This window comes from Nocardia sp. KT25-26 (genome assembly GCF_056627695.1).
This window is the reverse complement of record NZ_CM152813.1, coordinates 3,627,570-3,648,675: the sequence shown is the minus strand read 5'-3', so window position 1 is coordinate 3,648,675 and position 21,106 is coordinate 3,627,570. Positions and strand designations below refer to the sequence as shown.

At 66.2% G+C, this 21,106-nt stretch carries 24 protein-coding genes and 1 tRNA gene; 10 read left to right on the top strand and 15 right to left on the bottom strand.

Annotation, left to right across the window (positions count from 1 at the left end; translation table 11 throughout):
- Positions 1-30 precede the first annotated feature (30 nt).
- Positions 31-1,044 carry an NAD(P)H-dependent flavin oxidoreductase gene (locus AC1HFH_RS16675; protein WP_480243704.1) on the bottom strand — a complete coding sequence of 338 codons (1,014 nt, stop codon included), beginning with the start codon at positions 1,042-1,044 and terminating at the stop codon, positions 31-33.
- 451 nt (positions 1,045-1,495) lie between these two features.
- On the opposite strand from AC1HFH_RS16675, the gene AC1HFH_RS16670 reads away from it, so the two are divergent.
- Positions 1,496-2,461, top strand: coding sequence for an AraC family transcriptional regulator (locus AC1HFH_RS16670; RefSeq protein ID WP_480243703.1), 966 nt, complete (start codon positions 1,496-1,498; stop codon positions 2,459-2,461).
- A 199-nt stretch (positions 2,462-2,660) separates the two neighbouring features.
- Here AC1HFH_RS16670 and AC1HFH_RS16665 read toward each other — a convergent pair whose 3' ends face one another.
- Together AC1HFH_RS16665 and AC1HFH_RS16660 are read right to left on the bottom strand one after the other, a co-directional pair.
- Positions 2,661-3,170, bottom strand: coding sequence for a hypothetical protein (locus AC1HFH_RS16665; RefSeq protein WP_480243702.1), 510 nt, complete (start codon positions 3,168-3,170; stop codon positions 2,661-2,663).
- 85 nt (positions 3,171-3,255) lie between these two features.
- A complete protein-coding gene (locus tag AC1HFH_RS16660) occupies positions 3,256-3,939 on the bottom strand; it encodes a hypothetical protein (protein ID WP_480243701.1) in 684 nt (227 codons plus the stop codon).
- 198 nt (positions 3,940-4,137) lie between these two features.
- Here AC1HFH_RS16660 and AC1HFH_RS16655 point away from each other — a divergent pair, with 198 nt between their 5' ends.
- From AC1HFH_RS16655 to AC1HFH_RS16645, 3 genes are all read left to right on the top strand, one after another.
- The gene (locus tag AC1HFH_RS16655) at positions 4,138-4,320 is read left to right on the top strand and encodes a hypothetical protein (RefSeq protein ID WP_480243700.1); all 183 of its coding nucleotides are present in this window, start codon (positions 4,138-4,140) and stop codon (positions 4,318-4,320) included.
- Positions 4,321-4,434: 114 nt separating this feature from the next.
- Positions 4,435-4,824, top strand: coding sequence for a hypothetical protein (locus AC1HFH_RS16650; RefSeq protein WP_480243699.1), 390 nt, complete (start codon positions 4,435-4,437; stop codon positions 4,822-4,824).
- A gap of 139 nt (positions 4,825-4,963) precedes the next feature.
- Positions 4,964-5,896, top strand: coding sequence for a hypothetical protein (locus AC1HFH_RS16645; RefSeq protein WP_480243698.1), 933 nt, complete (start codon positions 4,964-4,966; stop codon positions 5,894-5,896).
- A 35-nt stretch (positions 5,897-5,931) separates the two neighbouring features.
- Here AC1HFH_RS16645 and AC1HFH_RS16640 read toward each other — a convergent pair whose 3' ends face one another.
- Positions 5,932-6,096, bottom strand: coding sequence for a hypothetical protein (locus AC1HFH_RS16640; RefSeq protein WP_480243697.1), 165 nt, complete (start codon positions 6,094-6,096; stop codon positions 5,932-5,934).
- A gap of 53 nt (positions 6,097-6,149) precedes the next feature.
- Between AC1HFH_RS16640 and AC1HFH_RS16635 the strand changes: the two genes are divergently transcribed.
- On the top strand, positions 6,150-6,893 hold the full coding sequence (locus tag AC1HFH_RS16635; RefSeq protein ID WP_480243696.1) for a HEAT repeat domain-containing protein: 744 nt from the start codon (positions 6,150-6,152) through the stop codon (positions 6,891-6,893).
- A 99-nt stretch (positions 6,894-6,992) separates the two neighbouring features.
- Here AC1HFH_RS16635 and AC1HFH_RS16630 read toward each other — a convergent pair whose 3' ends face one another.
- Positions 6,993-7,508: a GNAT family N-acetyltransferase gene (locus AC1HFH_RS16630; protein ID WP_480243695.1), complete on the bottom strand. Its 516-nt coding sequence runs from the start codon at positions 7,506-7,508 to the stop codon at positions 6,993-6,995.
- Positions 7,509-7,762: 254 nt separating this feature from the next.
- The gene (locus tag AC1HFH_RS16625; protein WP_480243694.1) at positions 7,763-8,527 is read right to left on the bottom strand and encodes a DUF2625 family protein; all 765 of its coding nucleotides are present in this window, start codon (positions 8,525-8,527) and stop codon (positions 7,763-7,765) included.
- 353 nt (positions 8,528-8,880) lie between these two features.
- Between AC1HFH_RS16625 and AC1HFH_RS16620 the strand changes: the two genes are divergently transcribed.
- A tRNA-Pro gene (locus AC1HFH_RS16620) sits at positions 8,881-8,954 on the top strand.
- A gap of 477 nt (positions 8,955-9,431) precedes the next feature.
- On the opposite strand, the gene AC1HFH_RS16615 is transcribed toward AC1HFH_RS16620, so the two are convergent.
- Positions 9,432-10,463: a GlxA family transcriptional regulator gene (locus tag AC1HFH_RS16615; RefSeq protein WP_480243693.1), complete on the bottom strand. Its 1,032-nt coding sequence runs from the start codon at positions 10,461-10,463 to the stop codon at positions 9,432-9,434.
- Between the two features lie 120 nt (positions 10,464-10,583).
- Between AC1HFH_RS16615 and AC1HFH_RS16610 the strand changes: the two genes are divergently transcribed.
- Entirely contained in the window at positions 10,584-11,213 is a 630-nt protein-coding gene (locus AC1HFH_RS16610; RefSeq protein ID WP_480243692.1) for a cysteine hydrolase family protein, read from the top strand.
- 337 nt (positions 11,214-11,550) lie between these two features.
- Here AC1HFH_RS16610 and AC1HFH_RS16605 read toward each other — a convergent pair whose 3' ends face one another.
- From AC1HFH_RS16605 to AC1HFH_RS16585, 5 genes are all read right to left on the bottom strand, one after another.
- Positions 11,551-12,288 (bottom strand): peptidoglycan recognition protein family protein, encoded by a 738-nt coding sequence (locus tag AC1HFH_RS16605; protein WP_480243691.1) that lies wholly within the window; start codon positions 12,286-12,288, stop codon positions 11,551-11,553.
- A 177-nt stretch (positions 12,289-12,465) separates the two neighbouring features.
- A complete protein-coding gene (locus AC1HFH_RS16600) occupies positions 12,466-14,718 on the bottom strand; it encodes an MMPL family transporter (RefSeq protein WP_480243690.1) in 2,253 nt (750 codons plus the stop codon).
- 324 nt (positions 14,719-15,042) lie between these two features.
- Positions 15,043-15,423 carry a hypothetical protein gene (locus AC1HFH_RS16595; protein ID WP_480243689.1) on the bottom strand — a complete coding sequence of 127 codons (381 nt, stop codon included), beginning with the start codon at positions 15,421-15,423 and terminating at the stop codon, positions 15,043-15,045.
- 271 nt (positions 15,424-15,694) lie between these two features.
- A complete protein-coding gene (locus tag AC1HFH_RS16590; RefSeq protein ID WP_480243688.1) occupies positions 15,695-16,099 on the bottom strand; it encodes a hypothetical protein in 405 nt (134 codons plus the stop codon).
- Between the two features lie 154 nt (positions 16,100-16,253).
- Complete coding sequence (locus AC1HFH_RS16585; protein ID WP_480243687.1) at positions 16,254-16,685, bottom strand: MarR family winged helix-turn-helix transcriptional regulator; 432 nt, start codon at positions 16,683-16,685, stop codon at positions 16,254-16,256.
- Between the two features lie 116 nt (positions 16,686-16,801).
- Between AC1HFH_RS16585 and AC1HFH_RS16580 the strand changes: the two genes are divergently transcribed.
- Both AC1HFH_RS16580 and AC1HFH_RS16575 read left to right on the top strand, forming a co-directional pair.
- On the top strand, positions 16,802-17,929 hold the full coding sequence (locus AC1HFH_RS16580; RefSeq protein WP_480243686.1) for an NADH:flavin oxidoreductase: 1,128 nt from the start codon (positions 16,802-16,804) through the stop codon (positions 17,927-17,929).
- Positions 17,930-17,979: 50 nt separating this feature from the next.
- The gene (locus AC1HFH_RS16575; protein ID WP_480243685.1) at positions 17,980-18,363 is read left to right on the top strand and encodes a hypothetical protein; all 384 of its coding nucleotides are present in this window, start codon (positions 17,980-17,982) and stop codon (positions 18,361-18,363) included.
- A 68-nt stretch (positions 18,364-18,431) separates the two neighbouring features.
- On the opposite strand, the gene AC1HFH_RS16570 is transcribed toward AC1HFH_RS16575, so the two are convergent.
- The 3 genes from AC1HFH_RS16570 to AC1HFH_RS16560 form a co-directional block, all read right to left on the bottom strand.
- Positions 18,432-18,695: a hypothetical protein gene (locus AC1HFH_RS16570; RefSeq protein ID WP_480243684.1), complete on the bottom strand. Its 264-nt coding sequence runs from the start codon at positions 18,693-18,695 to the stop codon at positions 18,432-18,434.
- 401 nt (positions 18,696-19,096) lie between these two features.
- Positions 19,097-19,975, bottom strand: coding sequence for an AraC family transcriptional regulator (locus AC1HFH_RS16565; RefSeq protein ID WP_480243683.1), 879 nt, complete (start codon positions 19,973-19,975; stop codon positions 19,097-19,099).
- 168 nt (positions 19,976-20,143) lie between these two features.
- On the bottom strand, positions 20,144-20,521 hold the full coding sequence (locus tag AC1HFH_RS16560) for a MerR family transcriptional regulator (protein ID WP_480243682.1): 378 nt from the start codon (positions 20,519-20,521) through the stop codon (positions 20,144-20,146).
- Positions 20,522-20,679: 158 nt separating this feature from the next.
- On the opposite strand from AC1HFH_RS16560, the gene AC1HFH_RS16555 reads away from it, so the two are divergent.
- Positions 20,680-21,099: an Hsp20/alpha crystallin family protein gene (locus tag AC1HFH_RS16555; protein ID WP_480243681.1), complete on the top strand. Its 420-nt coding sequence runs from the start codon at positions 20,680-20,682 to the stop codon at positions 21,097-21,099.
- Positions 21,100-21,106 lie beyond the last annotated feature (7 nt).

The following is a 21,106-nucleotide window of genomic DNA, read 5'->3' as shown; positions in this document are numbered from 1 at the left end:
GCAGGTTCTCCGGCTCCCCGGCCGGATCGGCTACCGCGCCGGTACGAGCGAACCCGGCGCACCGCCGAGGACGCCACCGAGGTCGGCGACGGCGGCGCGGTACTGCTCGGCGAGCAGCGCCACCAGTTCGGCGGCCGGACGCTGGGCGGTGATCGCCCCGATGCCCTGTCCGGCGCCCCAGACATCCCGCCAGGCCTTGACCGCGGGCTTGCCGTCCTCGGCATCACCGGTGCCGAAATCCATTCGGGTCGGATCGGATTCCGGCAGGTTGTCCGGGTCCAGTCCGGCGGCGACGATGCTGCCGCGCAGATAATTTCCGTGCACGCCGGTGAACAGGTTGCTGTAGACGATATCGGCGGCACCGGAGTCGACGATCATCTGCCGGTAGTCGGCGACCACATTGGCTTCGGTGGTGGAAAGGAACGCCGACCCGACGTACGCGAGATCGGCCCCCGCGGCCTGCGCGGCCAGGATGGACCGGCCGTGCGCGATCGAACCGGACAGCAGCAGCGGGCCGTCGAACCAGGAGCGGATCTCCTGGACCAGGGCGAACGGCGACTGGGTTCCGGCGTGACCACCCGCCCCGGCCGCCACCGCGATGAGCCCGTCGGCACCCTTCTCGATCGCCTTGTGTGCGAAACGGTCGTTGATGACGTCGTGCAGCACGATGCCGCCGTAGGAGTGGACCGCCTCGTTGACCTCCTCCCGGGCGCCGAGCGAGGTGATCACGATCGGCACCTTGTGCTCGACGATGACCTGCATATCGTGTTCGAGCCGGTCGTTGGACCGGTGCACGATCTGATTCACCGCGAACGGCGCGACGACCGCGCCGGGATGCGTCGCCGCGTAGGCGGCGTTCTCCTCGGTGATGCGATCCAGCCACTCACCGAGCAGGGCCGCCGGCCGGGCATTCAGCGCCGGAAACGACCCGACGATGCCCGCCTGGCACTGGGCGATCACCAGCTCGGGCCCCGAGGCGATGAACATCGGTGACGCGATCACCGGCAGGGAAAGGCGGCTGGAGAGCCATTCGGGCAGTGCCATGTAAACCTCCGAAACGGGACATTTCGGCGACCGGGCCGCCGGGGTTCGTCGGGTGTGACGCTATTGGTGGAACAGGTTCTATGCAATCAGTTGCATAGGGAGTGTGGTTCGGATCACGGGGACACGCCGTCGCTGCGGGCAGGGAATGCGGGCCGCCATCGGGCTTCAGCTGTCCCGGCATGGCTGCTGGCCGTCTCGATGTCCGGATCGCTGCCCGGCGATGCGGAACGAGCACATCGGTGGTCTGTGAGTTCTGGGGAGTGACTCCGGTCGGACCCAGGTGGGCGCCGGTTGGCCGGAGGACGGCTGGGACACTCACCGCATTTCGCGAATCATGGCTTACAATAGGTGATTCGATGATCGTGGCCGCAGCCGGCCGAAGTTCCCGCTATCCTCATTCGTCGTCGTGGCAACGACCACGGCCGAGGATTCGTGTTCAGGTGGGGCGGGGATGGTCGATTTTCCGACGACGCTGGAGTTTGCGTCGCCCACACCGCGCAGCGAGGCGCGCGACGAGTGGGAAGCGCTGATGTCGCAGACCTATGTGCCGCTATCCGTTGATCCACACCCCGATCGGCCGTTCTATGGGCGAGTCACGACCGGAAGGCTGGACGGTCCCGCCGACTACAGCTTGACGACCCTTGTGGGCAGTGTTCAGGAATTTTGGCGATCAGCTCGGCACATCGCTCACTCGGATGAGGAATATCTGCTGGTGAGCATCCATACAGGAGGGCGCGCGTGCCTGGATCAGGACGGACGCTCTGCTGTGGTCAGTGGCGGGGACATGGTCTTCTACACCACATCTGAACCGTATGGTTGGTCGACCGGGTTGGGGTTCGAGCAAGTGGTGGTACAGGTACCGATGCCCCTGCTGCGCCGACAGCCCGGCCTCGCCCGCCTGGAACTGCCCACCGCGGTCACCGTGCCGGCCGACAGTCCGGCAGGTGTGGTGGCGAACTTCTTCTGCAATCTCGCCCGGGTCCGGCAGGAAGCCCCCGAGGAGGCGGCGGTCCTCGAGACCAGCGCCCTGGACCTCCTCGCATCCGCGGTATTGCTCACCGCCGGTGCACGGCCGGTGGACACGTCGGCGGAAGCGCTGAGCCGCGAACACATCATGACCTACCTGCACGACAGGTTCACCGACCCCGATCTGTCCGCCGACGAGGTGGCGCGAGCCTGCCACATCTCCCGCCGCACCCTGTTCCGGATCTTCGACCGCGCCGGCGACAGTTTCGCCGCGACCGTGAAGCGGCTCCGCATGCAGCACGCCGAGACGCTCCTGCTCCGCGACCCGTCACTACCACCGGCCGCCGTTGCCTTCGCATCGGGCTTCGCGTCCGAACGGCACTTCTACCGCGTCTTCCAGCAGGAAACCGCCATGACCCCCGGCGACTACCGGCACAGCCGAATCGGCTGACCGCCTCGGCCGGGCGTGCTCCGGTCGTCATCGGTCGACCCAGTGGATTCGCACCGTGGCGCGAGCGCTACGGTCCATCGCCTTCCGCTGGGACAGGGTTCGTCGCCGAAGCCATAGCGTAGGGGTTGCCCGAGTATGTCCGGTGGTTCTGGATGCCCGGTAGTTCAGCACAGGAGCCGGAACGAGTGGTTCGGCCCATTCAGTCATCGGCGGCGAGAATCAGCGCCACTTCCCCGGAGGTTCGGTCGACGGTGAGGAATTCGTTGTACTCGTTATGGATTCGGCCGTAGTCGCACAGTGCACCGTTACCGAGATCGCGCAGGAAATACACGGCGTCCGCGGACCGCAGTCGGCGGTGTACCTCCTCGGCGACGATGGAGCGCAAGTTCGTCGGTCCGGCAGCGTCGACATCGAGCCATCGGTCGAACCTTTCCACGGCGGCTGCGGTGCTCAGCGGTTCGTAGTCGGCCACGGTGATGCACTCGATCCGCCACGGCCCGTGGATCGTCCCGTTCGGCACGACTCCGCCCCCGATGTGTCCGTCCCGATAGAGGGTCGAATTCATCACCGCGGCAATGATCTCCGCATCGGTGGGATCGGCCTGCGCCAGCTCGTACCGATCGATGTGGATCCACCTGTACGCGTGGTCGTCCAGGTGGTCCTTCAAGTTCACGAAGAGGGGGTCGCGCGGGTGCAGAACGGGTGGCACATCGGTGACTGTAGCGTGCCGGCACGGGAACCTGTGGCACGGCAACGGGATGCCGGGCGACCCGGCATCCCGGCGACAGTGCCCGTTACGACGGCTGCTGGCAGTCCAGCCACTCACCGTCTTCCTCGAGGAAGGCATTGCTTTCGGTCTTGATCTCCGGCGGTGTGCCCTTCTTCGTCCACGTGGAGGTGATGTCGGCGGTTGCGCTGTTCCCGGTCACCTCGATGTTCTCGACCTTGTCGATGCTGATCGTGGTGCTTTCGCGGAGGACGGCCATGTTCGCAGCCTTGTAGGCAGGGTCGTCGAAGCGGATCATCGCGTCGACCAGGTCGTCGATGTTCGCATCGGAGGCCGCCGGGAATTCCGCCTTCAGCGCGGCGGCCAGCTGATCGGCAGGCTTGCCGGCCCACTCCTCGGCAGTACCTCCCGAACTGAGCGGTGGGAACATGGTGTCCGGCAGGTTCCTGACCTCCTCGCGGTACTCGGTGCAGGTGAGTTCGGCCATCCGGTCGAAATCGAAGGCCGCCATCGCCAGCTCCTGCTCGGCGACGAGGTCACGGATCTGCTGCGCATCGCCGCCCTCGGCGGAGGCCGATGCGGACTGCGATGCGGCAGCGGTCGTGGACTCCTCCGAGCCGCAGCCCGCGGCCGCGGCGACCGCGACGAAAGCCAGACCGACAGCAATTGTGCGCTTCATCAAACTTCTCTTCTGTTGAATCTTTGACGGCATCCGGACAGAATCCCCAAAAACAGACTGTTCGGTTGCCATCAGGGGGCGCTAAGAGTATCGCAACGATCAGAGTGCCGAGCACGCTCGGTATGCCCGCGAGCATGGCAGCCGAGGATCCCGTCGACGGGTTGCCCCGCCCCTCAACGCCTCGCCTGTGTCCCCGCAGCTGGGGGCTGGACGGCCTTGCTCGCGGCGCAACCCGGTGCCGGCATCGCTCTTGCTTTCTGCGCTGCGGTGATGGGAGTCGCCATCGTGCTCGGCTACCTCGGCATCGGGAGCTCGCGGCCGCGGGGACTGACCGCGTCGATCGGGCAGTGGCTGATCAACATCGCGTGCTATCTCCTGGCCGGTGACGACGTCCGGGAACAGCCACAGATCGTGTTCGTGGCGAATCTGCCGTGCTGGTGGCCGCGAGCGTGATGGCGGTAGGCCACCGTCGGCGAATGACAACTACGGCTCGCTGGACGACGTCGGAACCTGGCTATTCCCGGATCCGGCGTCACCCTCGGAAGTTCGTTGTGCTAGAGCTGGGAGATGAGAAAATTCAAGATCGCAACTGCTGCAACCGGTCTCGCCGCGGCGACGATGATGCTTGCGGTACCGGGGACTGCTGCCGCAGCCGATACGGCAAATGTCACCGGAGGCCGCGAGAAGATCACCGTGTCGGCAGAGTCCGACTACCCGTGCTGGAGTGCGTACGCCCTGGTCGACGGTGAGCTTCAGGCGCCACTCGCCCAACCCGACAATCCGGAGTTCGTGATCACCGACATCGCGCCCGGAAGTCACCACGTCGTGGTGGTCCTGCAGGTCGCCGAGGGCGCGGACTGTCTCGTGAATCCGCACGGAATCGAGGTCTTCGACGGCCCAGTCGAAGTCACCGAATCCGATCCACTGCTCGACCTCATCGAAACCGGCAGCGCCTGACACGCATCGCCCCGCCTCGGGTGCGGCCGCTTTCTCAGCGGGCGGTCGCACTCGAGTCCGGTTGCCGTAGCCGGTGGGCCGCGCCGGTGGCAGTGAAATCGGTGGCCGGCTGCCCTTCGCGGGGAGCAAAATCGTCCTCGTGTTCGAGTTTCATGCTGAGCTGACCCCGGTCGACGAGCACGACTGCCTGATCGATGCGACTGCTGGACCCCACGGGACGATGATCACCTTGTGGGCGACTGCGGAAGGCGCGGATGCGCTCACTGCGCGCAACACGGATTCGGGTGGGGCGTCGTTTGCGCGCAGTCGTGTCACCCGGCCGGTTTCGGCGCGGGCGGTGACGTATGCGCCCGACGTGTGTGCTGTCGTTCCGATCGCGGACCTGACAAGTGCCTTCCCGACGGTCCAGACCTTTCCGGACGGTGCAGTGCTGGTGGTCGGGGCACGGTGCCGTTGGTCGCCGGAGGGCGCCGAGCACAACGCGGCGATATACGACCCGGAAGGAGCCCTGGTGCGGACCGGTGTTCTCGGCGACGGTATCGAGCACGTCGTGGTGTCGAGCTCCGGTGATATCTGGGTCGGCTACTTCGATGAGGGCGTATTCGGAAGCCATGGGTGGGGCGGACCGGGACCCGAACCGATCGGCAGTGCAGGACTTGTCCGTTTCGACCGCTCGCTGCGGCCGGTCTGGTCGCTCGACGACGCCGGTATGGCCGACTGCTATGCCCTCAACGTCGACGGCGACACGGCCTGGGCCTACTACTACACGGAATTTCCGATCGCTCGGATCACCCAGGGCGCCGCAACGATCTGGGACAACCCGGGGAGTGTCGACGGCACGAAGGCCTTGGCCGTGGCCGACGGGAGAGTCGCGCTCTACGGCGGCTACGGTCACGATCGGGAACGACTGGTGCTCGGTCGGCTCGGCGACGGCAGCCTCGACGTCCAGCAAGTGGACAAGCTGGTCGTCCCCCGCCTCCGCCGGCGGGGCTACACCGGGCTACACGGCAGAGGCGACACCTTGCACCTGATCGCTGATCAGTGTTGGTACCAGGCTCGCCCGCTCGGTTGAGCGCCGCGGTCGACCGGCTGTTGCGAGTTGCCACGTCAGCGCCGCCGAACCATGCCGGGGGATTCGTTCCGGGCGTCGTAGCTTCGGGCAGGCTGATCGATGACCGTCCCCGGCATACTCATGTAGTGGCTGATGCAGGAGAAGTCGATCTCGTCATGGCTGTCGTCCGTAACGACGTCGCCGGGGTACGACGCGCTCACGATGGGGGTGTCGATTTCGCGAGTGCTATCGCGCCGGAGCCGCCTCGCAAAACGTGCGCAGAAACAAGTTGCGGGCGCCAAGGCCGAAGCACGCGCCGGGATCGACCCCGCCGAACCGCAAAATCCGTCCTCCAGAGCAAGATCGAACACATCAGAACGGACCTCCAGAGTTGACCGCAATCGAAGACTCGGCAGCCGCACGCCTGCTCGAGGACTACCGGTCTGCCTGCGGATACGGATCAACCATTGCCGAGATCTCGCAGCGTGAGGCCTTCGCACCGGAGGTCATCGCAGTGCTCGCACAATGGTTGACCGAGCTCGAAACACGTTGGCCAGGGCCGGAAACGCAGGCGCGCAACCTTGCTCGGATCACGCTGATCGAAGCCCTCGGCCGCAAGGGGGCACGGAAGTCGGCTGCTGCCGTACCCGCGCTCATCTCGCAGTTCGCCCCTGGCAAGGAGATCAGGCCCACCACTCGGTGGGCGGCCGGCAACGCCATCTATGACATTCCGGCGGGCAAGGAGTACTACGCGCAACTGGCCGATATCGCGGCGGACCGAACATTCGGCATGCAACGGCAGATGGTCGTCGACTGGCTCGGCAAGAGCCGCCGACCTGGCGCCGCGGACATCGCCGTCGCCCAGCTCGACGACGAAACCGTACAAGGGCATGCCCTCGAGGCCCTGGCGCGCCTCCGAGCACAAGGTGTTCGCAAACACGTCGAGCCGTTCCTGAACTCGAAGAACAAGTGGCATCGACGCGTCGCCGAACGAATTGTCCGCTACGACGAGGCATGAGGCCCAGGCCGAGCAAACGGTTCACCCACCGCACGCTGCGCCGCGGCGGCGACCGCGTCCCGGGTCCCGTGAACAGCTCAACGGCGTGCTGCCATCGATTCAGGGCTTGTTCACTGTCACCTGCCGGTGCTCGTACCAGATTGCCGGGACGATCGATCCGTTCGGCAACGTCTGCGCACGCCGGTCCTTCTCCGTCGCACCGATCCGGGCGCAGATGCGCTGCACCGCGAGATTCGACTCGCTCGTACCGATCTCGACGGTAGCGAAACCGGCGTCGTGGACGACTTCGACCGACGCGGCCACCGCCTCGCTCGCGTAACCGGCGCGTCGGTGTCGGGGGCCGATCCACCAGCCAAGAGTTCGCGACGATGCGTTGTTGTCACTCGGGTGCACGCTCGCGCCACCGATCAGGGTGCCGTCCGGCCGCGCTTCGAACACGAGAAGCCCGGGCTCCGGATGTCCCCGCTCGACGGATTTCACCATTGCCCGGATATGACGTTGCGTCAACCCGTTCCCTGCGAGCATCTCCGCATCGGCCGTGGCGGCGAGCGCGACCGCGTCCCGCCGCATCGGTCGGCGCAGCAGCAAGCGTGCGGACTCGATCTCAGGCAGCACGCTGCACGGTTTCCTTGTCGACGAGTTCACTGACCCGCCACGCCCGCAGCCCGCCGGCGACAACCGGAACGCCGAGCAGGAGAACCGTCTAGAACGCGATGGCGAGTTCACATGCTCCTGCTCCTGATTCTGCGGCTCGGGCCGGGCGAACCGGCCCCGATCCGAGATATCGACGAATCCAACTTCGCCACAGCATGATCCAGTACCACACATGAGATCCAACAGCACCGGCTCCAACAGGAGCCGATGCGGTATCAGCCATTCAGCTGCGCGGCGGTCTCGAGATGAAGTGCGGCCAGCTCGCGGAGCGGACAGCTTCGGCGGCTCGTCGCCGGGACATCCGACTGCCCCTCCACGCTCCACAGCGGTGGATGCACGGACAGTCCCTCCGCAGGGGCGAGCCGCGCCACCTCGTCGGCCCATCCCGGCCAACGCACACCTCGGTAGAAATCAGATAGTCCACCACGCATAACCCAGGCCACGAAGGCCGCATGACCACCGCCGATCGGTTCCCATCGCAAACTATCGGACCCGAAGAAACACACTTCGCCGGAGTCACCGGGCAGCGCGCCCCCGTTGATGGCGAACTGTCCACCCAATGCATCGATAGCGACCGTCAACGCCCCCAACGGCTTGCCGTCGGCGCCCCGCTCGTTCATACGATTGATCTCGGCCACGTCGGGTAGCCTGGAGTGGCCACCGCCGAGGATCCGCAGCCAGCAGTGATCAACCAGCAGACCTCCAGTGTTCAATGCGAGCGCACCGAGTGTCGAACGAGCCGTTACCTGCAACCGGAACAGTGTTTGCTGGGCCCGAGCCGGTTCAACCGGTAACACCTCCACCGGTATGGCAGCCGACGCAATTTCGTTGCTCAACGATGGCCACGCCGGATCATCGACATTGACGAGTTCATGAATCGGTCGCACGATCACCCGGACGAGCCTATTCCAGACCTCGACCAAGAACGTCCAGCGCGTTGCCCCCAGTACAGGCAAGTGCCGTTGCAGTACCAACCGCATTCGGTATGCTCAACCGCTGTCACCCGATCGTGCTCAGATGTAGTCGCGAGTCTGGGCTCCGGCTGGACACCCGTCGGACGAGTGCAACCTTTAGCCTGAGCTCCCCGACAACCAACCGAGCTCGCCTGTGCGCTCCGCAGCGAGCAACCCGATCCTACGCTTCGATGGCCCGTCGATCCCCTCTCCAATCCTCAGTCAAGCAGCCCGACGCCCCGACACGGCAACCGCTGCCCGTACTCCAGGCCGCACCGCAGAGGATGGGAGCTACCCCAGAAACAGGCTACTACCTGCGGATTAGTAACATCACCAACCGTTGAGGTAATCTCATCGAGCACCCGGAGACGGGCGCAGAACGGGCTGTGGCGCAGTTTGGTAGCGCACTTGACTGGGGGTCAAGTGGTCGCAGGTTCAAATCCTGTCAGCCCGACCGAAGAAATACCCTCTGACCTGCGTCGGAGGGTATTCTCGTTTCCCCACCACTCGCAGGCGGGCCCATCTGGTGACCGAAGGGGTGCAGTCTCCGGAACATATCCGATCTGCTAGCTATCGAGCACCATCCGGGCGCCGATTCGCACGTCCATCTCAGCTCGGACAGCGATACACGTCGCTCGCCGAGCTCAGCTACGAGCGAAGCCGGTGGTCTCGACGCCGAGCCATCGACGAAACCGGGGAATAACATCGGCGGCAGCGCAACCCGGCGGTAACTGTGCGGCGCACGGCATCCGCCTATCCACGAATGTCGACCGGCCCCCGGACGCCTTGGGCCGTGCCTCTCTGCTACCGAGCGGGCGGCCCAGCACACCTACAGGCGCCCGGCAAACACCGTAGTGCCCGGGGTCGAGGATGGTCGCGGTTTGTCCGTTCGCGGGGCGACCGGAGTTGCGCTGTTCGAGTTGAGCGGGAATCAGATCGGATTCGGCAACTCGTCGGCGGCTTCGGTGATCACGATGGCACCGACATCAGGCGGACGCTGTGTCCTTAGCCCCACCGTCTGCCGGTCGGTGAATCGGTGCCGGTAGGAGGTGGGTGTGGTGGCGTAGTGCGACGCGAAGTTCTGCCGGAAGGTGACGGTGCTGGTGAAGCCGCAGGTGTCGGCGATGCGGGCGATGCTCCAGGTAGTGGTTTCCAGGAGGCGGCGGGCCTCGTCGAGGCGGCGCTGGAGTACCCATCGGGCGGGGGTCATGCCGGTGGTTTCGTGGAAGCGGCGGGTGAAGTTGCGTTTGCTCATGCAGGCGTGGTCGGCGAGGACGTCGACGGGCAGGGGGCGGTGCAGGTTGGCGAGAGCCCAGGCGATGGTGGGGCCGATCTGATCGTCGGGGTGATCGGGTACCGGACGGTCGATGTATTGGGCCTGGTCGCCTTCCCGGTGCGGGGCGATGACGAGAGTGCGGGCGAGGGTGGTGGCAGCGGCCGAGCCGAGTCGGGTGCGAACGATGTGCAGGCAGGCGTCCAGGGCGGAGGCGGTGCCGGCCGAGGTGAGGACGTCACCGTGGTCCAGGTAGAGGGCGTCGGCGCGGACCTCGACGGCGGGGGCGTACTCGGTGAGCTGGGTGGCGGCGGCCCAGTGCGTGGTGGCGGTGCGGGCGTCCAGGATTCCGCTGCCGGCCACCGGAAAGGCGCCGAGGCAGAGGCCGACGATCGGCACGCCGCGCTGGTGAGCACCGACGATCAATTCGACGATCTGCGCGGCCGGCGCGGGAAGGTCGATGGGCCAGGACGGGAAGACCAGGAGGCCGGCCGAGTCGGCGGCCTCCGGGCCGGCGAGGTCATCGATGACGACGCCCTCGGCGGTGCGGACGGGACGGCCGTCGGAACTCCAGACCGTGGTCTGCCAATCGTCGGCCAGGTCCAGGCGGGACACTTCACCGAACACGAGCAAGGGTGCCGCGAGGTGGAAGGCGGTGATTCCGTCGAAGACGTGAATGGCGATGCGCATGGTTGGCTCGATTTCATCGAATTACTGCTTTCGTGCCACTCACTGTAGTGGTGGAACAGGTCGGAGGATCGGTGGTGGCGGCACCGATCGGGCCGCCGACCGTTTCGAAGGAGGACCATGATGACCGCCCCGCGCCGTGCCCTGATCATCGTCGATGCCCAGCAGCAGTACTTCGATGGTGTATTGACGCTCCGCTACCCGCCCCGCGACGAATCGCTGGCCGCGATTGTGCAGGCGATCGATGTGGCCGAAGAGCACCGGATTCCGGTGGTGGCGGTGCAGCACGAAAACCCTGAGGGCGCACCGATGTTCGCGGCCGGATCCGAGGGGTGGAAACTGCATCCGGAACTGGAGCGCCGGGCCGCTCCGGGCTGGCACCGCGTGGTGAAGAACTACTCCAGCGTGTTCACCGCGGGCGACCTCACCGGGTGGCTCCGCGAGAACGGCATCGACACCCTGACCTTGGTCGGCTACATGACCAACAACTGTGTGCTGGCCAGCGCGGCAGCGGCCGAACCGCTCGGGTTCGCGGTCGAGGTGCTCTCGGACGCCACCGGCGCCGTGCACCTGGCGAACGAGGCCGGAACCGTGTCGGCGAAGCAGTTGCACGAGACCCTGATGGTGCTGCTGCAGTCGAACTGGGCCGCGGTCACGGATACCGATACCTGGGCCGAGGCAGTGTCGAAAGAGGCGGCGTCGGTGAAGAGCGATATCGCAAGCTCGGCGGAAAAGGGGCAGGCGAACTTCTGAGCCTGTGCAACCGGGCAGTGGGGGTGGGCAGGCGATTGCGGCATCGTCTTCTTCCCGGGGCCTGTGGCCCAGCGGGTCCCATCGTGGTACGAGTTCACCCTCGCCCTGCGTTCGCCGGATGGCATGAGCGGTTGCTCGCCGAGTTGAACGTACCGATCGAACCGTCGCCGGCCGAGGAAGGCTGTCCTCGCACCGCCCGTATCCCGAATGTCGACCCCGCCGACCCGGCCCGGATGGTGATCATCGAGAGGTGGGCAGCTGATGCGGCGACCGCCCTTCCATCCGTCGTGGAAGGGCGGTCGCCGTTCCGGTGCAGCCGCTGCACGGGTTGCGGGCGCTATCCCCGGATGTGGGCCACGTCCTCGGCCAGCGCAGCCACTTCACGCCGCAGCTCGGCCACCGCGTCGACCAGAGTCAGATCCCGCCCGTCGGCGTCCTGGCCGAGTTGCGGCCAGCCCTTCCCGTCCGGGCCGCGCAGCTGTTCCCAGATCTGTGCGACCTGACGCTCCATGCTCACCGGCATGTCCTCCGCCGGTCCCCGATCGATCAGGGCCTGCACGTCCATCCGGAACCGGTGCATGTCGATCCCCGCCGGGTCGATCTTCCCTTCGCTCGAGTACTCCTTGTGTCCTACGCAGTCGTGCGACCCGCGGCCGATCCGGCGCAGGATCGCCGCACATCCGCGCCGGTAGGCATCCAACTGCACCTCCGGCCACTCCTGGCCGCGCCCGTCGTTGACCGCCTCGATCCCGATCACGTGATGGTTCGCGTTGTCCGTCGGCCAGCCGGGCCAGCTGCCGTATCCGGCATGCCAGGCGATCCCCAAGGCGACGACACGGTAGGTGCCGTCGCGCTCCAGCACGAGTTGCGACAGCGGGCCGGGAAGGTCCGACCGTCCGTTCTGCACGATCTTCCAGTCGTTCGGGCCGCCGCCTGCGGTGTGGTGGCACAGCACGCCGAGGATCTCACGGAAGTCCCCGTGTCCCCGCTGCCGCCAGCCGTCGTGTTCGATTACCTTCAACCCCTCTGCACGCAGCACGTCCGCCAGCCATGTCGGGTCCCCTGTCCACGTCATGCTCGCAGGGTATCCGAACTCGGTGCAAAACCGACAATTGAGACGTCGTAGAAACATATTGTGCGACAGTGCGATTGACCTCCGAAGGGCGGGTCCGACTGAGTGTGCGGCACGGAGCCCCGTCCGGGGCGGACGGCAAACCGCAGGTCGGGGTCGGGCCGCACAGCAGGGGATTCGTCAGCGGGGGACTCGCAACTCGGTGGATGTCTGCGACCGGCTGGTGGTCGGCGCGGGGGAGGCCGGGGCCGCGGAGTCCGCATCTCGCGGAGGCTCCGCTCCGAGCACCGGTTCCGCAAGACCCGTTCGCTCCTGAATCCTCTTCATCCACCGTGGCGCCCACCAGGACCAGTCGCCGAGCAGCTTCATGGTGGCCGGAACCAGAAGCATCCGCAGGACGGTGGCGTCGATGACCAGCGCGGCGATCATGCCGTAGGCGATGTATTGCATCATCACCAGGTCGGAGAAGGCGAAGGCGCCGACGACGACCAGCAGGATGAGTGCTGCAGCGGTGATGATGCGGCCGGTGTGGGCAGTCCCGATCCGCACGGCCTCGGTCGTCGAGGCGCCCCGGCTGCGGGCTTCGACCATGCGGGAGAGCAGGAACACCTCGTAGTCGGTGGACAGCCCGTAGATGACGGCCATGATCACCACGAGGACATTGGACTGGATCGGTTGCGGGGTGAAGTTCAGCACGGTCGAGCCGTGGCCGTCGATGAAGATCCAGGTCAGGACGCCGAGCGTGGAGCCGAGGCCGAGCGCGCTCATCAAGGCGGCCTTGATCGGCAGCACCAGTGATCCGAAAGTGAGGAACATCAGCACGGTCGTCACGAGTACGACGAGTGCGATCATCCATGGAATCCGGGTGAGCAGGGCGTCGATGCTGTCTTTCTGCATCGCTGGGACACCGCCCACCAGCATGGCCACATTGTCGGGCCGGTCGAGGCCGCGCAGGTAGTCGATGGTCGGTCCGGCGTCGTCGGGGTCGGTGAGCACCGCGGTGGCACGGAAGACATCGGGCCGGTCGGGCGCCAGGGACGGTAGTCCGAACGGTTCGGCCAGGCCGGGTGCGCGGTTGGCGTCCTTGTACAGCGCGCCGATGGCGGCGGTATCGGTGGAAACGAAGATCAGCTCGATCGGGTCGGACCTGCGCAGCGGAAAATGATGGTCGATCTGCTGTTGCGCCAGGCGAGTCGGATCGTCGGGCGGCAGATACTTCTCGCTGAATCCGCCGAAGGACAGGTGCGACATCGGCAGGATCAGGAGCAGGAGGACGAGGACCAGCGGCACGGCGATCTTCACCGGGTGCCGCATCACCCAGCGGGTGGAACGTCCCCAGAATCCGTTCTCGACCTCGTCGGCAGATCTGGTTCGACGGAATCGCTTCGGCCCCAGCATGTCCACCCGGGGGCCGAGGACGGCCAGCATGGCAGGCAGAATGGTGACGGCGGTCAGCGCCGCCATCGATACCGTCGCGATCGCGCCGTAGGCGATCGACTTCAGGAAGCCCTGCGGGAACAGCAGCATGCCGCCGAGGCTGGCGACGATCATGGTCGCCGAGAACACCACCGTGCGACCGGCGGTCAGCACCGAGCGGCGGACCGCGGTGGCCGTGTCGTGACCTTCGGCGAGCTCTTCACGGAAGCGGCTGACGATGAACAGCCCGTAGTCGATGGCCAGGCCGAGGCCGATCATCGACACCACGGGTGAGACGAAAGAGTTGACGGGGGTGAATTCGGTGAGGAACCGGACGATGCCGAAAGCGCCGAAGACGGTGAGCCCGCCGATGATCAGGGGTAGCGCGGCAGCGACGACGCCGCCGAAGACGAAGAACAGCAGCACGCCGACCGCGGGGAAGGCCAGCAACTCCATGCGGTGGATATCTGCGGCAACGGTATCGGTGAGCGCCCCGGCCAACGGCTGCAGACCCGCGACCTGCACCTGCACACCGGGAATGGTGAAGGCATCCTGCACCGCACGGTAGTTGCGCGCCAGCTCGGTGTCGTTGTCACCCCGGATCGCGATCGCGGCCACCGCGCGCTTCTTGTCCGCGGTGGCCGCTGCCGCGCCGCTGAACTTACCGGTCTCGGTGGGCCAGTAGGCGCCGTTGATACCGGAGATCTGCTCCGGGTACCGGCGGGGGAGGCCGTCGAGATTCTCGACAACCTTGCGCGAGAATTCCGGATCGTCAACGGTTTTCCCATCGGGCGCGGTGTACAGCACGACGACGTCCACGTCGTGATTGCGACCGAAAGCCGCATCGGCCAACCGGCCCGCTTCGGCGGATTCGGAGCCCGGATCGAACATCCCGCCGGAACTGAGATGGTCCTCGAGGCCGAGCCCGTAGCCGGCCAGACCCAGCATCGCGGCTGCTACAACACCGATGACAGCGAATCGGATTCGGGAAACCCGTGCACCCCACCATGCGAACAACGAGGGTCACCACCGACCGGTGTGCGCGCCGGCTGCGGCAACGCAGCCTGGCAGCCGATCACCGTTCGCCGGTCCCGGGCAACGTTGTTCGAGCATCTTCATGAACCGGATCCCTTCCCCGCACGATGGCACGACCGTGTACCACCATGCCGAACGAACACTTTGCATACCGGGTTCCCGAGACCGGTGGATGCTCGGCGATTCCTCGAGAGGATCGGATCGGTCCTGTCCGCCGTCGCGGAAGGCGGCTGTGGTCGGCGTTCCCCGGTGTTCGAGACCGGGGAACGCCGACCGGGATGGATCGGAAGACTGCTCCGGACGGAGTCAGCTCGCCCACGGCCGATGCCGGCATTCGACAAGTGCTTCGCGGCGTTTGAGGCCATTCACCATGACCTCGCGGTTGTAGACCTGGGTGGCGCTCAGACGCACGTCCTCGCAGTCCCGCTTCGCCCAGATCGCCTTGTCGGGCTTCCCGAGCAGGGTGGCAGGCACACACTCGTAGTAGGAATAATGCCAGCCGGGCTGCTTGATGGAGGCGTTCTTCCGGTACTTCCCGTTGGGCTGGTCGGTGTCCACTCCCTCGAAGGGGATGGCACAGGACTTTGCGAGTTCTTCCGAATGGGCGGGTCCGGCGGCGAATACGAGCCCCGCAGCCAGGCCCGCCGGGATCATGATGCCGCTGATGAGATTTCGAAGCACTGCCATCATCACTCCTTGGTCGGATCGATCATGTTGCACTCCTGCGATGGAGGATAATGCAGGCAGCGTGCTCGGCGTGGGATGCTGCAGGGCTCCTGCGCAGCGTCGTAAGGTCCCCTATCGGCCTGGATGGGCTCCTGAGGCGTGGCCGCCGCGTGTCTTGCCCCGGCTCGGCCTGTTGCCGGGGCGGAGGTTCGTGTTCGAATCCAGCTGTGCCGGTTCGGCTGTCGGCGAGTAGTCACCTCGCACGTGGCGCGGACTGTTGCGGCGCCCGCGATCAGGGGTGGGACTCTTCGCGCGGTGTGGCGTCCGGGTCCCGGTGCGGCGTCGGGTCGGCGTCGCGTAGCAGCGCCCGGGCTTGACGCAACAGTTGCTGCTGTTCGGCAGCCGCGCTGTCCGCGGCGCGCAGGACGGTGGCCGCGGCCCCGGCATGCGGCGCGAGATCGGGGTCGGCGAGCCGGTCGCAGGCGGCAGCCATGGTGGTGCACAGATGCCCTACGAGGCCGACGGTGCGGTCGAGTGCGTCGGCGACTTCCGCGATCCGGTCCGGCTCCGGGGCGTGGTCGGCGATGTCGGCCGCCAGCCCGGCCAGCTCGGCATAGGCCTGCCCGCTGCGATCGTGTCCGGGACGGCGTTGGGTGGCGGGGATCTGGCCACCACGTCGTATCGGTGGTGTATTCACGGTCGAACCCCCTCGATGTCGTCGTGGATACCAGGCTAACGCCGATCACCGACAATCGGTGTAGTGCCTGGTCGGGCCGGTGGCGAATTCGCCTCGGCGGGTATCCGCGGCAGCGACGAGGTGGTCGCCCCGTTCACCTCGGGACCACTCGCGGTCACTCCGGCCGGGTGCGGAACACCCGTTCGAGCAGGTCGCGCAGTGCCTCGCGTTCCCGATCGTCGAGCCGGTCCAGGCCGTCGTGCGTAGCCTGCATCTTCGCGCGGATCGCATCGGCGACCCGTTCGCCCTCGGCAGTGATCACGAGGTTGGTGACGCGGCGGTCGGAAGCGCTCGTCTCCCGGCGCACCAGGCCGCGCTTCTCCAGCCGGTCGATGATGCCGGTGACATTCGAGGCATCGCAGGAGAGGGTGGTGGCCAGCGCGCGCATCGCGACCGGTCTCCGGCGCAGTGCCGTCAGCGTCTTGCCCTGGCTCGCGGTCAGGTTCTCGCTGGCTGCCGCGACGGTGAAGTCCCCGTAGTACGCGCCGAGGGCGAGCGACAGCATATCCATCAGCTCGGCCGTGTCGGCGTGCGGAGATCCGGTCATGAGGACGATCATATCGACAGATACTTGACCATCTCAAATATCTGGTCTTACGGTGGGGCCGTATTGCTTGAAGTTCTCAACCATCGACATTGCCAAGTGGCTATCAGGAGTATCCAGTGACCGTCACCGCTTCGGAGGCTTCTCGGACCGCCGAGATCCTCGACCGGCCCCTCGTCCTGAACGATCTGACCGTGCCGAATCGGATCGCGATGGCGCCGATGACGCGGATGTTCTCGCCCGGCGGAATTCCCGGTGCGGACGTGCGCTCCTACTACGCCCGGCGGGCCGCGGCGGGGGTGGGCCTGATCGTCACGGAGGGAACCTACGTCGGTCATGCGTCGGCCGGGCAGAGCGATCGGGTGCCGCGGTTCCACGGCGAGGAACAGCTGGCCGGATGGGCCGGGGTCGCCGCGGATGTGCACGCGGCGGGCGGCACGATCGTCCCGCAGCTGTGGCATATCGGCATGGTGCGCAGCGACGGTGAGCCGCCCTTCCCGGACGCCCCGGCCGTGGGGCCCTCCGGTATCCGGGTCGACGGCACCGAAGGTGCCGGCAAGGCGATGTCTCAGGGCGATCTGGCCGATGTCATCGGCGCCTTCGCGGACGCCGCTGCGGCCGCCGAGCGCATCGGCTTCGACGGCGTCGAGCTGCACGGCGCCCACGGCTACCTGATCGACCAGTTCCTGTGGGGGCGCACGAACCGTCGCGACGACGCCTACGGCGGTGATCCGGTGGCCCGAACCCGGTTCGCGGCCGAGATCGTGGCGGCGGTCCGGGCGGCCGTCTCGCCCGGCTTCCCGGTGCTGTTCCGGTACTCCCAGTGGAAACAGGAAGCCTACGATGCGCGTCTCGCCGAGACACCGCAGGAGCTGGAAGCGATCCTGGCCCCGCTCGTCGCCGCCGGTGTCGACGCTTTCCACGCCTCGACCCGCCGCTACTGGCGGCCGGAGTTCGACGGTTCGGATCTGAACCTGGCCGGTTGGACCAAGAAGCTCACCGGCAAGCCCACCATCACCGTCGGCTCGGTCGGACTCGACGGGGACTTCCTTCGTGCTTTCACGGGTGAAGGTGCCGCCCTGGGTAGCCTCGACAACCTCCTCGACCGCCTCGAGCGCGACGAATTCGACATGGTCGCCGTCGGTCGTGCGCTGCTGCAGGACCCGGAGTGGGCAGCCAAGGTGCTGGCCGGGCGATTCGACGATCTGAAGCCCTACGATGCGGCCTCGCTGAATACGTTGAGCTAGACGATACGGTGGCTGAGGATTCCGGTACAGCTTCGCGCCAGGGGCGAATCATGAGTATTCCGGTGGATCCACGTCCACTCATGGTCGGTGAACGCGCCGTCCTCGACCGACTTCTGCAGGAGGAGTTTCCCGGTTCGGCCGAACTTCGCAGCCAAGTCGATTGTCTGCGGGTCGTTGCGGCGTGTTCCTGTAACTGTCCATCGGTTGATTTCGGTACGGTGGGAGACATTCTGCTGGCGCAGACACCGTCCGGCGTAGCCCCGGTCGAAGCCCATGTCAACGACGCCGACGGGCAGCCGCTGGGGGCGATCCTGTTGTGGATCGATTCTGGAGTGCTGGCAGGGATCGAATACGCTACCTACGGATCGGAAATTCCGGCATCGCTACCGGACGTCAGCGCCTTGGAGGTGTTCCTCGGGAACTCGGGGCGCTGAGTTCTGTCGTGAAAGTGCGGTCCGGCCACCAACGTAGGGTGGCCGGACCACTTTGCATCCAGGACTGGTCAGCCGACTCCGAGTCCGCCTCCGAGTCCGAGGCAACCGGCTGCTTGGAGTTCGGCTACCGCTTCGGCCGACAGGTCGACGGTTGCGCCTTCTTCACTGGCTTCCAATGTCGCCACGGTCTCCGCACTCACGTCGGCGGATGCCTCGGCGCACGCCACCAGTTCGGCGGTCACTTCTACGGGGACGGCCTGGGCCGCTCCTGCTCCGAATACCGAAACCGCGGCGAATGCGAGAGCGAATGTTCCGGTCTTGACGAATCGCATGGTGCACTCCTCTGAAATCGTAGTTCGGGTACTACTCGATCGGAGACCTGCGCTTGCCGAGGAACAATTTAACACAGCCCCGCCGTGAGTCAACGGGTTCGAATCAGATAGTTCCGGGGTTGTCGATCACGACGAATTTCGTCGTGTGAGAACCGGAGTTCCGGTCGATCTTCTTGTGTTGCAATGGATATGGGTGGACAGTGGGTGGCGGGAAGGATAAATCGGATACGTTTGTCGATTCGTCCCGCTGATTCTCACTACATTTCTCCTGATATTTCTGCGCCGCCGTCGAGGTGCAGAGCGAGCCGAATCGGATCCGGCCCACCGGCGAGTGCACTGCATTCGGCGCGGGTGCACCGGCAACAACCGCTGTGCGGTCGGCCGCATCCGCCGGCAGCCCGTCACAGGTCGGTATCCGGCTCGACGGGCAGCCACAGCTCGCACGTTGCGGTACTGAAGTCCGCGGCCCGTTCCAGCGTGGCGACGATGGCCGGGCCCGGTCGCGCCCGCCAAGGATTGGCCGGGAACCATTCGGCAGCCGTGGCCGCCCAGCCGTCCTGGAGGGCCTGCGGATGCGGGCCTTCGGTACGGAAGACCGCCCAGGTTCCGGCGGGCACCTCGACGACGTCCAGATCCTCGGGGACAGCGCTGTCCCGGGTGACGGCGACGCCGTGCAGGTAGGTCAGTTCGGTGCCTTCGGCACCGTCCGGGTCGACATCATCGCAGACCTGCAGCAAGCCGGGCGGTTCGATATCGCCGAGGGCGTTCAGCCGCTGATGTGCCTGCGCCGGGATCGCGGCGATGTGTTCCTGGATGTGCGGGTTGACACCCTCGTGGATCAGTGGAACTCGCGCCGCGTGCCCGACGAGCCGGAAGGCCGGGCGGTCGACGATTCGGGTGTGCATCGGATTCTTCCCTTCTACTGCCAGGCGGAACCTGAGCTGCTGTTGTGTGCGCAGGGGACCGCCGTCGCGGCGCACCTTCCCCGGACCGACGCCGTGCACCGCCCGGAACGCCCGGCCGAACGCCTCCGTCGAGCCGTACCCGTACCGGACCGCGATACTCAGCAGATCGTCCTCGTTGCGGACGACATCGGCTGCGGCAACGGTCATCCGCCGCCGGCGCACATACTCCGACAGTGGCATACCGGCGAGCGACGAGAACATTCGGCGCAGGTGGTACTCGGTCGTGCCGAGCTCGGCGGCGAGCACCGCCGGGTCGAACTCACCGCCGATACCGGTCTCTACCGCGTCGACCAGCCGATTGAGCGCACCGATCACAGGATCTCCCTTCGCCTCCCACTCTGCCGAAGTCCGCAGCGTGGTACCCGATCGTTGCGGCCCGATTCGATCAGGCGGTCCGTCGGACAGGTTTCGCCGGTGCGCTTCGTGCCGTCGGGCCGGCCCCCACGGTGTCGGCGCCGGCCCGTGCCATCCCGGCGGATCCCGTTATTCCCGCGGCAGGCGCCGCAGCCGGTCGCGCTCGGCGGTCAAGGCAGCGTTGGCGTCGCGCAAGGCGACGTTGGCATCGTGCAGTGCGTTGTTGGCGTCTTCGAGATCGAGGATGTGCGCGATGGCAGCGAGGTTGATGCCTTGTTCGGTGAGTGCAGCGATACGTGACAGCCGGGCGACATCGTCGTCGCTGTAGCGGCGGGTGCCGCCTGCACTTCGGGTCGGAGTGAGCAGTCCGTGCTGTTCGTACAGGCGTAGGGAATGGGCGCCGAGTCCGGTCAGTTCGGCGGCTACCGAGATTCCGTACACGGCCTGGCTCGGCCCGGGTAGATGGCCCCGGCCGGTGCCGGGCGCGCGCTCGGATCGCTCCGGCAACGTGCTGCTCCCTCTGCTTCCTGATCGCATCTCTGTTCAGGTTACCTCAATCATCCTCTTGCACTCGCATAGGTAGAGTGCTAAAACAAATCTGAGTTGGTTGACTCAGATTTGTCTCCCACGTTGATTGAGAATGGAGTGATTCGGAGGTGGCGACCATGTTGATGCGCACTGATCCGTTCCGTGATATGGACCGCCTGACTCAGCAGGTATTCGGAACACCGGCGCGGCCGGCGGCGATGCCGATGGACGCCTGGCGCGAAGGCGACGAGTTCTTCGTGGAGCTGGATCTGCCCGGTATAGACCCGGATTCGCTGGACCTGGACGTCGAGCGCAACGTGGTGACCGTGCGGGCATCGCGACCGGATCTGGATTCCGGTCGGTCGATGATCGCGGCCGAACGGACTCGCGGCGTGTTCAGCAGGCAGTTGTTCCTCGGTGAAAACCTCGACGTCGACGCCATTCGCGCCGACTACCGAGACGGCGTCCTGCGGCTCGTCATTCCGGTGGCGGAACAGGCCAAACCTCGCAAGATCGAGGTGACCCGCCACGACGATCGACCGGCGATCGACGCTTGATCGGCCG

Coding starts and splice junctions, on each gene's coding strand:
- AC1HFH_RS16660 (WP_480243701.1), bottom strand. CDS start 3,939: ATGGCAACCGAACAGTCTGTTTTTGGGGATTCTGTCCGGATGCCGTCA.
- AC1HFH_RS16675 (WP_480243704.1), bottom strand. CDS start 1,044: ATGGCACTGCCCGAATGGCTCTCCAGCCGCCTTTCCCTGCCGGTGATC.
- AC1HFH_RS16655 (WP_480243700.1), top strand. CDS start 4,138: ATGGGAGTCGCCATCGTGCTCGGCTACCTCGGCATCGGGAGCTCGCGG.
- AC1HFH_RS16555 (WP_480243681.1), top strand. CDS start 20,680: ATGTTGATGCGCACTGATCCGTTCCGTGATATGGACCGCCTGACTCAG.
- AC1HFH_RS16615 (WP_480243693.1), bottom strand. CDS start 10,463: ATGCGCATCGCCATTCACGTCTTCGACGGAATCACCGCCTTCCACCTC.
- AC1HFH_RS16605 (WP_480243691.1), bottom strand. CDS start 12,288: ATGACGTGGACAGGGGACCCGACATGGCTGGCGGACGTGCTGCGTGCA.
- AC1HFH_RS16570 (WP_480243684.1), bottom strand. CDS start 18,695: ATGCGATTCGTCAAGACCGGAACATTCGCTCTCGCATTCGCCGCGGTT.
- AC1HFH_RS16575 (WP_480243685.1), top strand. CDS start 17,980: ATGAGTATTCCGGTGGATCCACGTCCACTCATGGTCGGTGAACGCGCC.
- AC1HFH_RS16650 (WP_480243699.1), top strand. CDS start 4,435: ATGAGAAAATTCAAGATCGCAACTGCTGCAACCGGTCTCGCCGCGGCG.
- AC1HFH_RS16670 (WP_480243703.1), top strand. CDS start 1,496: ATGGTCGATTTTCCGACGACGCTGGAGTTTGCGTCGCCCACACCGCGC.
- AC1HFH_RS16610 (WP_480243692.1), top strand. CDS start 10,584: ATGACCGCCCCGCGCCGTGCCCTGATCATCGTCGATGCCCAGCAGCAG.
- AC1HFH_RS16595 (WP_480243689.1), bottom strand. CDS start 15,423: ATGGCAGTGCTTCGAAATCTCATCAGCGGCATCATGATCCCGGCGGGC.
- AC1HFH_RS16585 (WP_480243687.1), bottom strand. CDS start 16,685: ATGACCGGATCTCCGCACGCCGACACGGCCGAGCTGATGGATATGCTG.
- AC1HFH_RS16625 (WP_480243694.1), bottom strand. CDS start 8,527: ATGCGGTTGGTACTGCAACGGCACTTGCCTGTACTGGGGGCAACGCGC.